Below are 13,670 nucleotides of genomic sequence, written 5' to 3' on the forward strand. Positions count from 1 at the left end.
GTTCACTGCAGGTCGAATTCGTTTCGTGTTCGCTCGCCGCATGCATTCAGCCGCTGCTTGGGCTTAGCCGTAGAGCCGCAGCGGGTTGTCGGTCAGCACGGCGCGCGCGAGCGCATCGTCGCTGCACAGGTCGCGGACGAACGTCAGCAGTGCGAGGTCGTCCGGCACCGCGCCTTCGATGTTCGGATGCGGCCAGTCCGTTCCCCAGATCGCGCGGTCGGGCGCGGCATCGAGCAGGCGGCGCGCGAGCGGCCGCGCATCCGGCCACGCACGTCCATCGCCGCCCGCGAATCGATCCACGCCGGACAGCTTGATCCAGCGATGCGGATTGCCGAGATGGGCGAGCAACGCGTCGCGCTGGTCGTCGGTCCACGGCGTCTGCAGCGACGGGCGCGCCATGTGATCGATCACCATCGGAATGTCGGCGCCGGCCCACTGGTCGAGCACCGGCAGCAAGTCGGCGAGCCGCCCGTGCAGCAGCACGTGCCAGCCGAGCGCCGCGACACGCTCGGCCGTGCGCAGCAGCTTGTCCGTGTCGCGCTCGCCGGGCAGATGTCCCATGAAGTTGAACCGGATGCCGCGCACACCGCCCGCGTGTAGCTCGCGCAGCGTGCCGTCGTCGGTCGTGTCGTCGACGAGCGCGACACCGCGATACGTACCGCCCGTCGCCGCGATCGCGGCAAGCAGTGCGCTGTGATCGTGCCGATAGCACGCGGCCTGGACGATCACGCCGCGTGTGATGCCGAGCCGTTCGTGCAGCGCGAGCAGGCTCGACATCGGCGCCGCCTCCGGCCGATAGGCCGCGTCGGCCGGTACCGGAAACTGTTCCCACGGCCCATAGATGTGCGTATGGCAATCCCAGACGCTGTCGGCCGGACGGCCTCGAGTCGCTTGCATCAGTCGCACCGTGCCGTCATGCCGCCGTCGACGACGATTTCCGTTCCCGTGATGAAGCGCGCTTCGTCGGAAGCCAGGAACAGCGCGGCGTTCGCCGTATCGCGGCCGTCGCCCATGAAGCCGAGCGGAATGCGCGCGAGCCGGCTCTCCAGCAGCTTGTCGACGTCGCCGCCGGCGCGCTGCCCGGCGAGGCGCGCCTCGACCATCGGCGTATGCAGCTGGCCCGGCACGACCGTGTTGACGCGGATGCCCTTCTTCGCGTATTCGACGGCCACCACTTTCGAGAGCTGGATCACGCCGGCCTTGCACGCCGCGTAGGCGACCTGCGCCGAGCCCGTCCAGCGCATGCCGGAAGTCGACGCCGTGTTGACGATCGCGCCGGCGCCCTGCTGTTCCATGACGGGCAGCACGTGCTTGCAGGTCAGATAGACGCTCTTCAGGTTGAACGCGACCTGCTTGTCCCACGCCTCCTCTGACAGCGCGACAGGGCCGCCCGCGGCCGAGCCGCCGACGTTGTTGACGAGGATGTCGACGCGCCCGTAGGTTTCGCGGCATGCGGCGACCATCGCCGCGACGGCGTCGCTGTCCGTGACGTCGCACGTATGCGCGGTGATCTCGCCGCCCAGCTCGGTCACGCGACGGACCGTCTCGGCCATCGCGTCCATGTTGATGTCGACGGCGAAGATCTTCGCGCCGGCGGCCGCAAACAATGCGGCCACCGCGCGGCCGTTGCCCCAGCCCGGCCCGACGCAGCCGGCGCCGGTGACGATCGCGACCTTGCCCTGCAGGCGGCCTGCGCCCGCTTCGTTGATGGATGTGTCGTTCATGATGTGTGCGTATTCAACCGTGTGTTGCGGGAAGTTCGGGGGCGACGCCCGCCGGCGGCGGGACGTTGAAAACCTTGATCGTCATCGAGATCAGCGTGTAGTAACCGGCGATGCCGACGAGATCGACGACCGCGCCTTCGCCGAGCGTGTCGACGAGCGCTGCATACAGCGCGTCGTCGATCTCGTGCCGTTCGTGCAGTTGCTTGACGAATGCATGGACGAGCCTTTCGTCGTCGCGAACGAACGGCGGCTCGATGCCGTCGCGAATCGCATCGATCACCTCGATCGAGAGTCCGGCCTCCAGTGCAAACGGCTTGTGCGCGGCCCATTCGTACTCGGCAAGCCAGTGGCGCCCCATCGACAGGATGACGAGCTCGGAAAGCCGGGGCGGCACGCTGCTGTCATAGCGGCAGTACTGGCCAAGCGCCTGCGCACAGGCAGCCAGCCTCGGTCGATGCAGCCAGACGGCGAGCGGGCCGCGCACGCCTTTGCGGGGGCCGCTGGCGATGGCGTCGTACACCTGGCGCTGCTCGTCGGACAGCTGCTCGGGCGCGAGCGGGGAAATGCGTTCCATGGTTAAAATCACCTCGACAGAATTCAGTTTGCTTTGGCCGTCGCGCCCGATTGTTCGGCGCGTGCATCGGCAGGCACGTTGCGTGCGCGCAGCATCGAGCGTCGCGCCGTGCGCCCCGTTTCGCGGTTGAACGCGGCGGCATCGAACAGGCCTTCCCAGCGCGCGATCGCGAACACCGCCATCGTGTTGCCGACCACGTTCACGAGTGCGGTCGCCGTCGCCATGATCCGATCGATGCCGAACAGCAGGCCGAGCCCGGCGAGCGGCAACGAGCGGACCGATTGCAACGTGGCGGCCAGCTTGACGAACGCGCCGCCGGCCACCGTCGTGCCGCCCTTGGACGTCAGGCTCAGGATCGCGAGCAGGCCGAGCTGCTGCCAGAGCGAGAACGGCGTATCGGTCGCCTGCGCGATGAAGCCGATCGCGATCGCCATGTAGATCGCCGTGCCGTCGAGATTGAAGCTGTAGCCGGCCGGCAGCACGAACCCGACCACGACCTCGTCGCAGCCGGCGCGCTTCATCTTTTCGACGAGCCGCGGAAACACCACTTCGCTCGACGCCGTACCGAACGTCAGCAGCAGCTCGTCGCGAATCAGTCGCATGATCGCGGCGAACGGCAAACCGATCGACCAGCTGATCGCGCCGAGCACGCCGAACACGAAGATCGCGGACGTCGCGTAGTAGAGAACGATGACCTTGAACAGGTACAGCAGCGTCACGCCGCCGTAGCTGCCGACCGCGGCCGCCATCGCGCCGAATGCGCCGAGCGGCGCGAGGCGCATGATGAACGCGAGCATGCGGAACAGCACCTTCTGCGCTTCGTCGATGCCGCGCAGCAGGACCGAATCGGCGCCGACCGACACGTTCAGCGCGAGCCCGGCCAGGATCGAGATGATCAGGACCTGCACGATGTCGCCTTTCGCGAACGCGTCGACGAGCGTATGGGGAATGAGGCTCAGCAAGTAGGTGACGACGGAGATCTCGCCGGCGTTCGACGTGGTTTTCAATGCGTCGGCGCTCTCGGCGATGTTCGCGGCATGAAGGCCTGCGCCCGGCGGAAACACGTTCACCATCGCGAAGCCGAGCACCATCGCGACCGTGCTGACCACTTCGAAATAGACGAGCGATTTCACGCCCATCCGGCCCAGCATCCGGAGATCCTTGACGTGCGCCATGCCCTGCACCAGCGTGCAGAAGATGATCGGCGCGAGCATCATCTTCAACAGCGCGATGAAGCCCTGCCCGAACGGCTTCATCGCGATCGCGGTCTTCGGTGCCAGCAGGCCCAGCACGATCGCGCACGCCAGCCCGATCAATACCTGGACGTGCAGTTTCTTCAAGCTTTTCATCAGCATTCCTTCCTATGGCGTATTCGACGATGCGTCGGCCGGTCGAGCCAGCCGCTCAGCGGCGGTCTGGCGAAGCGCCGCGGCGCAGCCGCGAACGAGAGACGGAATGGGCGCGAGGATAGGGATGCATGGTGTCTCAGGGATCGTTATGGATCGGGTTTGCTATTTGTTTGCAGCATAGAACCGTCCCACTTTTTTGACAAAGACCTTATGAACATGTATTTCTATGCCAAAACGGCATAGCTTGATATCGACATGGACATTCGAGAACTACGCAGCTTTATCCACGTCGCCCGCGCCGGCAGTTTCAGCCGCGCGGCAGCGGAGCTGTATATCGCGCAACCTGCGCTGAGCCGCCAGATCGCCAAGCTCGAGGAAGAAATCGGCGTGGCGCTCTTCACGCGCTACGGCCGCGGCGTGCGTTTGACGGCCGCCGGCTCGCGCCTTCTCGAGCATGCCGAGATGATCACGCGGATGGTCAGCGAGACGGCGGACCAGGTACGGGCCAGCGTCGATGCCGAGCGCGGCTATCTCGCCGTGGGGTTGCCGCCGACCATCGGCCGGTTGATCGGTACCGATCTCGTGCGCGACTTCCATACGCACTGGCCTGGCGTGTCGCTTCATATACGCGAGGGGCTCAGCAACTCGCTGCAGGAGTGGGTGCTCGACCGGCGTGTCGATCTTGCGGTGGTCTACAACCAGCCGCCGCTCGACGCGTTCGACATCGTCCCGCTCTTCAGCGAGCCGTTGATCGTCGTCGCACCGCCCGATGCCGCGCCGACGCGCAAGGCGTTGCAGATACGCGACCTCGCGAACATGCCGTTGATCCTGCCGGGACTGCCACACAGCAACCGGCGGCTGATCGATCAGGCCGCCGTCCAGCACGGCGTGCGGCTGCGCGTCGAATTCGAGATCGACAGCGTTGCGCTGACCAAGCAACTCGTCCGTGCGGGGGTCGGTTATTCGCTGCTGACCTACGTCGCGATCCAGGAGGAACTGGCGCGCGGCGAGCTGAAGGCGATCGCGATCGAACGGCCGGCAATCCGCTCGACCGTGTCGATCAGCACGTTACGGGAAAATCGTCCGTCACGGCTCGTCGATGCCTGGATCCGACTGCTCAAGGACAAGTTGTTTCGGTTTACGCGCGACCAGACGTGGAGCGATCAGGTCGTGTGGCTTGCGGGTGGTGCGGGGGAATGACGGGACTTCGCGGCGCGCCGGGTTGTCAAGGGTTCGGCGCCCTCGCGGTGGCGGCTGTCAGCAAAGCCCAGCCGGCGCGTGCCGTGACGAGAATGGGCGCCGAAGCCGTCATCGAGCGGATCGCGCCCGCTCTCGGCTGACAAAAGGCGCATGAACGAGCCCGTCACGCACGAGCGATTCGACAGTCGGAGTGCTGATCGCGCGAGAACGGTCGTGTCGCACGCAAGCACGCTCGCATATGAAGCTCCATCCGCCCCTCAACCGTAGAACCCCACAACCGCCTTGACCTCCATATACTCCTCCATCCCCTCGACGCCATACTCGCGCCCGTTTCCCGACTGCTTGTACCCGCCGAACGGCGCCTGCGGGTCCCATGCCGGGTAGTTCAGATGGACCTGGCCGCACCGAATGCGTGCCGCCACTTCGCGCACGCGTTCCTGGTCGGTGCCCTGCACATGCGCGCCGAGCCCGTAGACGGTGTCGTTCGCGATCGCGACGGCTTCGTCGATGGTGTCGTATGGCAGGATCGCAAGCACCGGGCCGAAGATCTCCTGCTGCGCGATCGCCATGTCGGTCCGGACGTCGGAAAAAATCGTCGGCCGCACGTAGAAGCCGCGATCGAGCCCGGCCGGCCGTCCCGGTCCGCCCGCAACGAGCTTCGCGCGCTCGTCGATGCCGACGTCGATCATCTGCGCGACGCGACCGAACTGCGCGCGATTGGCGAGCGGGCCGTGCGTCGTCGCATCGGCAAACGGATCGCCGACGACCATCTGCGCCGCCGCCGCCGCGGCCAGTGCCTCGACATCGCGCAGCACGCTGCGCGGCACGATCATCCGCGTCGGCGCGCTGCACGACTGGCCCATGTTGCGGAATGCGGCGGCCACACCCGGCGCAATCGCGCGCGACAGATCCGCATCGGGCAGCACGACGTTCGGCGACTTGCCGCCGAGCTCCTGCGCAACGCGCTTGACGGTCGGCGCCGCGGCCTGCGCGACCAGTACGCCCGCGCGCGTCGATCCCGTGATCGAGACCATGTCGACCTGCGGGTGCGCCGCGAGCGCCTCGCCCACTTCCGGCCCGCTGCCGCTGACCAGATTGAAGACGCCGGCCGGCACGCCTGCCTCGGCGACGATCTCCGCAAACAGCAGCGCGCTGAGCGGCGACAGCTCGCTCGGCTTGAGCACGACCGTACACCCCGCTGCCAGCGCAGGCCCGACCTTCGCCGTGATCTGATAGAGCGGCCAGTTCCACGGCGTGATCAGTGCGCACACGCCGATCGGCTCGCGCACGATCGCGGTCGTCCCGCGCCGCGACACGAACGGATAATGGGCCAGGTTGTCGCGCGCGACGCGGATGTGCTCGGCCGCAAGCGGTACGTGTGCGCTGCGCGCATAGCTGATGGGCGCGCCCATTTCCATCGCGAGCGCGACCGCGAACTGCTCGGCACGCTCGAGCATCAACGCATGCATACGGTCGAGCAGCGCGGCGCGTTCATGCGGCGACGTGGCAGACCAGCGTTCGAACGCGCGGCGTGCGGCCTGCACTGCACGGTCGGCATCGCGCGCGCTGCCGAGCGGGATCTCGCAGAGCGTGTCTTCGGTGGACGGGCTCACGACCGCGAATCGGTCGCCGCCGTCGGGCACGACCCAGTCGCCGTCGATGTAGAACCGATCGAGCCTGCCGGCTTGCATCAGATGACGAACCGGCGAATTGACGGATGGATTCATTACAGGATGTCCTTGAGTCGATAGGGGGCGGCGGCGCCGAACGGCAGCAACGCGCGCGTGCCGACGCGCGCCTGACACGCGCCGCGCCGCACGCTAGAAATCCGCCACCTTGCCCCATGCGGATTCGGCGAAGCGGCCGGGCCGATACGGCGCGGGATCGACGAGCGGCGGCGCGCCGGTCGCGAGATCGGCGATCAGATGGCCGGCACCGGGCCCGATCCCGAAGCCGTGCCCCGAAAAGCCCGCCGCGAGGATCAGCCCCGGCACGTCGGGCACTTCGCCGATCCCGGGCACGCCGTCCGGCGTGCTGTCGACGTAGCCGGCCCACGCATGCGTGATCGTCGCTTCGCGCAGTTCGGGCAGCAGGTCGGCCGCACGGCGGTACGTTTCGGCAATGGTCGGCCGGTCGGGCTTCGGATCGAGGATGCGCACGGCTTCCATCGGCGTCGGCGCATCGAGGCGCCAGCGCTTCAGCGTTTCATGGCCGCCGCGGATGCCTTCGAGGCCGCCCGGCAGCAGACTGCGCCAGCGCTTCGCAAACATCGGCACGAACTGCGGCGCGAACCGGAAGAACTGCGGCGTCAGATCCACGCGTGCGCGGCCGCTGATCGCGAGCGCATAGCGGCCGTCGCTGCGACGCGTGACCGATACGCCCGACGTGTAGAGCGCCTCGGGAAGCGGCTGCTCGACGGGCGACACGCTGAGGATCGACTGGCGGATCGACGCCTGCGGAAACCGGATGCCGAGCTGCCGGCAGAACGACGACGCCCATGCGCCGCCGGCCATCACGACGGTCTTCGTCTTGATCACGCCGGCCTCGGTCACGACGCCGGCGACACGTCCGCCCTCGAGTTCGATCCCGCGCGCCGCGCAGCGCTGATGGACGCTGCCGCCGAGCTTCATCAGCGCGGCCGCTACGGCCGGCGCGGCTTTCGCGGGGTCGGCCGTGCCGTCGGTCGGCGAGAACACGCCGCCTTTCCAGGCGCGGCCGGTCGCGCGCCCGCGCTCGGCCGCCTGCTTGCTGTCGAGCATGTAGGTCGTCACGCCGGCGCTCTTCGCGAATTCGCCCCAGTCGGCCCAGCGCGCGAGTTCGGCGTCGTCGTTGCTCAGATAGAGCAGCCCGCAACGGCGAAAGCCGGTGTCTTCGCCCGATTCGGCCGCAAAGCGTTCCCACAGATCGATGCTCTTGCTGGCCATCGGCAACTCGCGCGCGTCGCGATTCTGCTGCCGGCACCAGCCCCAGTTGCGGCTCGACTGTTCGGCGCCGATTCGGCCCTTCTCGACCAGCGCGACCGATACGCCGCGCCGCGCGAGATAGTAGGCCGTAAAGACGCCGATGATGCCGCCGCCGATCACGACGACGTCGGCCGAAGCCGGCAGCGTGGGCGGCGTTTCGATATGGCGCAGCGGAGGGGACATGTTCAGTCTCGTTCGGTGGAGGCAAGGACGTGCTGGACGACGTAGAACTTCGCGACGCGTTCGCTGCTTTCCCACCCGATCGGCGCACCGTTCGGCACGAACAGCGCGTCGCCCGCGCGAAGCGACAGCACGCTGCCGTCGCGCGCGGCGAAGCGGACGCTGCCGGCCAGCAGGAACATGAATTCGTTCACGCGATGCGGCCGCACGATCCGGTGATACGGCGTCGAATCCCACGTGCCGGCGCTGCATTCGGCGCCGTCGTCGACGAACACGTTGTCGCTGCGGCATTGCGGCGCGGGACTCAGCAGCACCTCGGGCGGCAGCGACGACGACGGCTTGAAATCCGCGTCGGCGCGCAGCGCAAACACGCCGCGCTTCGTCGGCTGCGCGCATGCCACGGCGCAGAACACGACGAGCACCTGCGCTTCGGCGTGCAGACGCAGCGTCGTCCCGCAGCCGATCACCGCGCCCTCCCCGCGCGCCAGCACGCGCGGTGCGGCGTCGGCCGATTCGAGCGTGAGCTCGCCTTCGACGACGACGATCGTCTCGATATGCGGATAATCGCGCACATCGATGTCGCCGACGAAACCGATACGCCCGGCGGCCATCGAGTCGGGCCCGTCCCATGCGATCTCGCGATCGCGCGCGAACGGATCGCGTTCGCCGAACGCCTGCCGGCGAAACGCGGTGGTATCGGCCGTGCCGTCGGCACGATGCAACACGAAAGCTGCGGTCATTTCTGCTCCTGCAGGGGCACGACGCGGTTCGCGACAACCGGTCGTGCGTGATCCAAAACCATGATTGAAGGACGTTGCTGTCAACGGCCGTCGGTGCACATCGCACGGGGCAGCGAAGCGCGCCCCGACGGACCGCGTCACGCGCCGCCGGCCGCCCGTGCGACCGATCGCGCCGCGCTCACGCGACGTGATGCGCCGCGTCGCGATGTTCGGCGCGCGGTCGGAACGGCGACGTTCGCGCCGGCGTATCGGCCGCGCGCGTGACGACGTAATCGCGCGGCGTGATGCCGAGCATGCGCCGGAAGTGCCGGCACAGATGGCTCTGATCGAAGAACCCGACCTCGGTCGCCACGACCGACGGCGCGACGCCGGTGCGCAGCAGCTCCTGCGCGCGCCGCACGCGTACCAGACACAGATACCGATGCGGCGACGAGCCCACTTCGCTGCGAAAGCGCGCGGTGAAACGCGACACGCTGAGCCCGGCCACTGCCGCGAGCGTGTCGAGGTTCAGCGGCTGCGCGAACGACGCGTCGATCGTGCGCAGCACTGCGCGGATCGCCGGCGACACGGGCGGCGCGATACGCGGCGCGCGCTGCATCGCGCGGTCGAGCGGATCGTGAAACAGGCTGGCCATGCTTGCGGTCCTCATGCAATCGCCCGCGCGGCCGGCGGGCAAACGAATCGTGCGGTCATCGCGAATCCTCCCGGCCGTCGCGTCAGTGCAGGAAGTCCTGCATCCGGTAGTACGCGCCGACGAGCGGCAGGAACCACGCGTGCCCGAAATGACCGGGCATCGCGGGCCAGTCGAGCTCGCGCCACGGGTTCGACGCGGCCGCGCCGTACAGCACGTCGGCCATTACGCGGCCCATGTGCACGGACATCTGCACGCCGTGACCGCTGTAGCCCATCGAGTAATAGAGCCCGTCGTGCTGGCCCGCACGCGGCAGCCGGTCTGCGGTGATGTCGACGAGCCCGCCCCAGCAGTAATCGAGCCGCACGTCGGCCAGTTCGGGGAAATAGTCGGTCATCCCGGCGCGCAGGATGTCGCCGCTCTTTGCATCGGAGCGCGGGCTCGACATCGCGAATCGCGCGCGGCCGCCGAACAGCAGCCGGTTGTCGGGCGTCACGCGGAAGTAGTTGCCGATCTGGCGCGACGTCACGTACGCGCGGCGATGCGGAAACAGCCGGTTCAGCTGCGCGTCGGGCAGCGGCTCGGTGACGACGATGAAGCTGCCGACCGGCGCAATGCGGCGCCTGAACCACGCGAACGGACCGTGCTGCGATGCGCCCGTCGCAACGAGCACGCGATCGGCGACGATCGTGCCGCGCGTGCAGGTGATCGTGTGGCGCTCGCCGGCCACGCGCTCGAGCCGCGTGACGGCCGCATGCTCGTACACGCGCGCGCCGGCCCGCACGGCCGCATGCGCCAGCCCGACGCCGAACTTGCCCATATGCATCTGCGCGCCGTTGCGCTGCAACAGCCCGCCGTAGAAGCCGTCGGAGCCGACTTCATCGCGGATCCGCGACGGCTCGATCAATTCGATGTCGGGATCGACGTCCCGCCGCAACGCGTCGAACGACTTCGCGAGCCCGGCGAAATGCTGCGGCTTCGCGGCGAGCTTCAGCTTGCCCGATCGCCGGAAATCGCAGTCGATCGCTTGCTCGGCGACGATCGTCTCGACGCTGTTCACGGCGCTCGCATACGCGCGATAGAACTGCCTGGCCTGCTCGGGGCCGATGCGTGCGGCAAGCGACGCGTAGTCCTGCGCGACACCGGTATTGCACTGGCCGCCGTTGCGGCCCGACGCTTCGGCGGCAATCTGCGCGGCTTCGAGCACGACCACCGACACGCCGCGCTGCGCCAGCGCGAGCGCGGCCGACAAGCCGGTGAAGCCGCCGCCGATCACGACCACGTCGGCGCGCCCTTCGACGGCGCCTTCGCTGCCCGCGTGAAACGCGGGGCGCGTATCCAGCCAGTACGATTCCAGTTTCATCGCATCCTTCTCGAGCATGCCGGCGACGACGATCGGCGACCGTTCATTGGCCATCATTTAATCACCGTCAAAAAGCGCAGTTGCCGCGTAATCGCGCGCAGCGCGCGTGCAATTCACCGTTTTGCGCGACGCCCGCAGCAGACTATGCGGCACGTGCGTCGTGCGCCGACGAACACACGTGCACGCACGCGCCGCTGCGCGCACTACAGCCGCACCGGCGCGATACCAGCCTGCAGCGGCTGCGCCTGGAACCGCACGAGGTCGTCCTCGCTGCGATGGCACAGCACCTGCGCGCCGTTGCCGAACGTGCGCAGCGCGGGCGCGGTTCGGTTGCATACGCCGTCGACACGCATCGCGCACCGCGACAGGAACGGGCACAGCGCGGGATCGTCGCTGCTCGCGGCGATCGGCTCGAGCGGCCGATGGCAGCGCTCGGCCGCATCGTCGAGCCAGCCCGCGCGCAGCTCCGGCGCCGACGACACGAGCAGATGCGAATACGGGTGATACGGCGGCGCGCAGAGCGCATCGCGGCTGCCCGTCTCGACGCGGCGCCCCGCATACAGCACGACGATGTCGTCGCTGATCGCACGCACCTTCGCGATGTCGTGCGTGATGAACACGTACGACACGCCGAGCTTCGTCTGCAGGTCGCGCAGCAGATCCATGATCGCCGCGCCGACGACGGTGTCGAGCGCCGACGTCACCTCGTCGCAGAGGATCAGGTCGGGCTCCGCCGCGAGCGCACGCGCCAGGTTCACGCGTTGCTTCTGTCCGCCGGACAGCTCGCCGGTACGCCGTCCGGCGACCGCTTGCGGCAGCCGCACGAGATCGAGCAGTTCGGCGACGCGCCGGCGCGCGCGTTCGCCGCGCATGCCGTGATAGAACGCGAGCGGCCGCGCGAGCGTACGCTCGACGCTATGCACGGGATTGAGCGCGGTGTCCGCGTTCTGGAACACGATCTGCACGCGCCGATGCTGCTCCTTCGTGCGTTTCGCGATATCGAGCGCGAGCGGCTGGCCGTCGAGCAGGATCTGGCCGCCGGTAGCCGGCACGAGGCCCGCGATCACTTTCGCGAGCGTCGTCTTGCCCGAACCCGATTCACCGATCACGCCGACCGTCTGGCCGCGCGCAATGCGCAGATCCACTTCGTGCAGGATCGGCTTTGCCGGCCAGCCTTTCGCGTTGCGCGCGCCGTAACCGGCGACCGCACCGCGCACCTCGAGCAGCGGCGCGGGTTCGGCGGGCGCCGCCTTCTCGTCGCGTTGCGCATCGTTCGGTGTGACGGCGGCGACGAGACTGCGCGTGTACGGATGCACAGGTGCGTGCAGGATCTGCTCGGTGTCGCCCGCCTCGCGAATCACGCCGTCGCTGAGCACGACGATGCGGTCGGCCATCTGCGCGACGACCGCGAGATCGTGCGACACATACACCGCGCTCATTCCGCAGCGGCGAATCACGCGCTTGAATGCCTGCAGCACGTCGATCTGCGTCGTCACGTCGAGTGCGGTCGTCGGCTCGTCGAGAATCACGAGCTCCGGATCGGTGATCAGCGCCATCGCGGCCATCAGCCGCTGCAGCTGCCCGCCCGACACCTGATGCGGATAGCGCTTGCCGATCGTCTCGGGCTCCGGCAGCGCGAGCGCCCGGAACAGTTCGACGGCCTTCGCCTGCGCGTCGCGTTTCGACATCGTCCGGTGGATCAGCGCGCTTTCGATCACCTGATCGAGAATCGTGCGCGACGGATTGAACGCGGCGGCCGCGCTCTGCGCGATATAGGCGACCTTGCGGCCGCGCAGCGCAGTCAGCGCCGCCGCGGGCAACGCACAGACGTCAGTGCCGCCGAGTTTCACCGAGCCGCCCGCGATCCGGCAGCCGGCGCGCGCGTGCCCCATCAGCGACAGTGCGATCGTCGTCTTGCCGGAGCCCGATTCGCCGATCAGCGCGAGCACCTCGCCGCGCCGGATGTCGAAGTCGACGCCGTGCACGATCGTCGTTTCCGCGCCGCCCGGCCGGCCGCCGACCACGCGCAGCCCGCGCACCTCGACGAGCGGGTTCGATTCGTGTTGCATCAGTGTCCTCCCGCGGCGCCGGCCGCGCCGTTGCGGCGGCCGCGATGCGGCAAGCCGTCGATCAACAGGTTCACGCCGACCGTCAGGATCGCGATCGCGACGGCGGGCATGATCGCGACGGCCGAGCCGTCGCCGAGGCTCGCGATGTTCTCGCGCACCAGCGAGCCGAGGTCCGCATACGGCGGCTGCACGCCGAGCCCGAGAAAGCTCAGGCCGCTCAGCAGCAGCACGACGAACGTGAAGCGCAGCCCCGTATCGGCGAGCATCGGATGCAGCATGTTCGGCAGCATCTCGACGCAAGCGATATACAGCGCGCTTTCGCCGCGCGCACGCGCGACCTGCACGAACTCGAGCGTGCTGATGTTGACGGCCAGCGCCCGCGCGATGCGGTACGAGCCCGGCATGTAGCTGACCGCTGCCGTCAGGATCAGCAGCGGCAGCGACGAGCCGAACGCGGCGACGAACATCAGCGCGAACATCTTCGACGGAATCGACGTCAGCGCATCGAGCAGGCGGCTCATCGTCTCGTCGACCGCGCGGCCCGCGACGGTCGCGAGCAGCCCGAGCGTCGTGCCGGTCAGCGCGGCGAGCAGCACCGCGGCCAGCGCGAGCAGCACGGTCAGCCGCGTGCCGTACAGGATCCGGCTCAGCATGTCGCGGCCGAGGAAATCCGAGCCGAACGGCAGCTTCGCGGAAAACGGCGCGAACACGTCGGGCGTCACGATCGCGCCGACGTCGTGCGGCGCGAGCAGCGGCGCGAACACGGCGATGAACAGCATCAGGCCGACCATCGACAGGCCGACCCAGCCGCCGGTCGTCAACCGCACGCGCCACGCGCGGCGCGCGGGCGGGCGCTCGGGCGAAGGCGCGGCGGGCA

Annotated in this window: 12 protein-coding genes; 1 reads left to right on the forward strand and 11 read right to left on the reverse strand. The window is 68.4% G+C overall.

What is annotated here, in order from left to right; genetic code table 11:
• Nucleotides 1–63 precede the first annotated feature (63 nt).
• The 4 genes from HMPREF3115_RS26050 to HMPREF3115_RS26065 are packed head-to-tail and all read right to left on the reverse strand — an operon-like array spanning nucleotide 64 to nucleotide 3,647.
• Complete coding sequence (locus HMPREF3115_RS26050) at nucleotides 64–897, reverse strand: amidohydrolase family protein (protein ID WP_070556704.1); 834 nt, start codon at nucleotides 895–897, stop codon at nucleotides 64–66.
• The gene (locus HMPREF3115_RS26055; protein ID WP_070556706.1) at nucleotides 897–1,724 is read right to left on the reverse strand and encodes an SDR family NAD(P)-dependent oxidoreductase; all 828 of its coding nucleotides are present in this window, start codon (nucleotides 1,722–1,724) and stop codon (nucleotides 897–899) included. Before HMPREF3115_RS26055 ends, HMPREF3115_RS26050 begins: the two co-directional genes overlap by 1 nt.
• 13 nt (nucleotides 1,725–1,737) lie before the next feature.
• Nucleotides 1,738–2,298, reverse strand: a complete 561-nt coding sequence (locus HMPREF3115_RS26060) for a carboxymuconolactone decarboxylase family protein (protein WP_070556708.1) — start codon at nucleotides 2,296–2,298, stop codon at nucleotides 1,738–1,740.
• Nucleotides 2,299–2,321: 23 nt separating this feature from the next.
• Complete coding sequence (locus tag HMPREF3115_RS26065; RefSeq protein WP_070556718.1) at nucleotides 2,322–3,647, reverse strand: cation:dicarboxylate symporter family transporter; 1,326 nt, start codon at nucleotides 3,645–3,647, stop codon at nucleotides 2,322–2,324.
• Nucleotides 3,648–3,902: 255 nt separating this feature from the next.
• On the opposite strand from HMPREF3115_RS26065, the gene HMPREF3115_RS26070 reads away from it, so the two are divergent.
• Nucleotides 3,903–4,847, forward strand: a complete 945-nt coding sequence (locus HMPREF3115_RS26070) for a LysR family transcriptional regulator (RefSeq protein ID WP_059873452.1) — start codon at nucleotides 3,903–3,905, stop codon at nucleotides 4,845–4,847.
• A 257-nt stretch (nucleotides 4,848–5,104) separates the two neighbouring features.
• On the opposite strand, the gene HMPREF3115_RS26075 is transcribed toward HMPREF3115_RS26070, so the two are convergent.
• The 7 genes from HMPREF3115_RS26075 to HMPREF3115_RS26105 all read right to left on the reverse strand — a co-directional run.
• Nucleotides 5,105–6,574: an aldehyde dehydrogenase family protein gene (locus tag HMPREF3115_RS26075; protein WP_070556710.1), complete on the reverse strand. Its 1,470-nt coding sequence runs from the start codon at nucleotides 6,572–6,574 to the stop codon at nucleotides 5,105–5,107.
• A 93-nt stretch (nucleotides 6,575–6,667) separates the two neighbouring features.
• Nucleotides 6,668–7,993, reverse strand: a complete 1,326-nt coding sequence (locus tag HMPREF3115_RS26080; protein WP_070556712.1) for an NAD(P)/FAD-dependent oxidoreductase — start codon at nucleotides 7,991–7,993, stop codon at nucleotides 6,668–6,670.
• 2 nt (nucleotides 7,994–7,995) lie between these two features.
• Nucleotides 7,996–8,730, reverse strand: coding sequence for a cupin domain-containing protein (locus HMPREF3115_RS26085; protein ID WP_070556714.1), 735 nt, complete (start codon nucleotides 8,728–8,730; stop codon nucleotides 7,996–7,998).
• A 178-nt stretch (nucleotides 8,731–8,908) separates the two neighbouring features.
• Nucleotides 8,909–9,364 (reverse strand): helix-turn-helix domain-containing protein, encoded by a 456-nt coding sequence (locus HMPREF3115_RS26090; RefSeq protein ID WP_059873553.1) that lies wholly within the window; start codon nucleotides 9,362–9,364, stop codon nucleotides 8,909–8,911.
• An 82-nt stretch (nucleotides 9,365–9,446) separates the two neighbouring features.
• On the reverse strand, nucleotides 9,447–10,781 hold the full coding sequence (locus HMPREF3115_RS26095) for an NAD(P)/FAD-dependent oxidoreductase (protein WP_175773875.1): 1,335 nt from the start codon (nucleotides 10,779–10,781) through the stop codon (nucleotides 9,447–9,449).
• Between the two features lie 146 nt (nucleotides 10,782–10,927).
• Nucleotides 10,928–12,793 (reverse strand): ABC transporter ATP-binding protein, encoded by a 1,866-nt coding sequence (locus tag HMPREF3115_RS26100; RefSeq protein WP_070556715.1) that lies wholly within the window; start codon nucleotides 12,791–12,793, stop codon nucleotides 10,928–10,930.
• Nucleotides 12,793–13,670, reverse strand: an 878-nt coding sequence (locus HMPREF3115_RS26105; protein ID WP_070556721.1) for an ABC transporter permease, incomplete at its 5' end; no start/stop codon positions are given. The genes HMPREF3115_RS26100 and HMPREF3115_RS26105, both read right to left, overlap by 1 nt.

The sequence above is a fragment of the Burkholderia sp. HMSC10F09 genome (assembly GCF_001806955.1).
Lineage (GTDB): Bacteria > Pseudomonadota > Gammaproteobacteria > Burkholderiales > Burkholderiaceae > Burkholderia > Burkholderia multivorans.

Bases quoted from the DNA above. Each gene is read 5' to 3' on its own strand.
- HMPREF3115_RS26080 (WP_070556712.1), bottom strand. From the start codon at position 7,993: ATGTCCCCTCCGCTGCGCCATATCGAAACGCCGCCCACGCTGCCGGCT.
- HMPREF3115_RS26065 (WP_070556718.1), bottom strand. From the start codon at position 3,647: ATGAAAAGCTTGAAGAAACTGCACGTCCAGGTATTGATCGGGCTGGCG.
- HMPREF3115_RS26100 (WP_070556715.1), bottom strand. From the start codon at position 12,793: ATGCAACACGAATCGAACCCGCTCGTCGAGGTGCGCGGGCTGCGCGTG.
- HMPREF3115_RS26050 (WP_070556704.1), bottom strand. From the start codon at position 897: ATGCAAGCGACTCGAGGCCGTCCGGCCGACAGCGTCTGGGATTGCCAT.
- HMPREF3115_RS26070 (WP_059873452.1), top strand. From the start codon at position 3,903: ATGGACATTCGAGAACTACGCAGCTTTATCCACGTCGCCCGCGCCGGC.
- HMPREF3115_RS26095 (WP_175773875.1), bottom strand. From the start codon at position 10,781: ATGATGGCCAATGAACGGTCGCCGATCGTCGTCGCCGGCATGCTCGAG.
- HMPREF3115_RS26060 (WP_070556708.1), bottom strand. From the start codon at position 2,298: ATGGAACGCATTTCCCCGCTCGCGCCCGAGCAGCTGTCCGACGAGCAG.
- HMPREF3115_RS26055 (WP_070556706.1), bottom strand. From the start codon at position 1,724: ATGAACGACACATCCATCAACGAAGCGGGCGCAGGCCGCCTGCAGGGC.
- HMPREF3115_RS26090 (WP_059873553.1), bottom strand. From the start codon at position 9,364: ATGGCCAGCCTGTTTCACGATCCGCTCGACCGCGCGATGCAGCGCGCG.
- HMPREF3115_RS26075 (WP_070556710.1), bottom strand. From the start codon at position 6,574: ATGAATCCATCCGTCAATTCGCCGGTTCGTCATCTGATGCAAGCCGGC.
- HMPREF3115_RS26085 (WP_070556714.1), bottom strand. From the start codon at position 8,730: ATGACCGCAGCTTTCGTGTTGCATCGTGCCGACGGCACGGCCGATACC.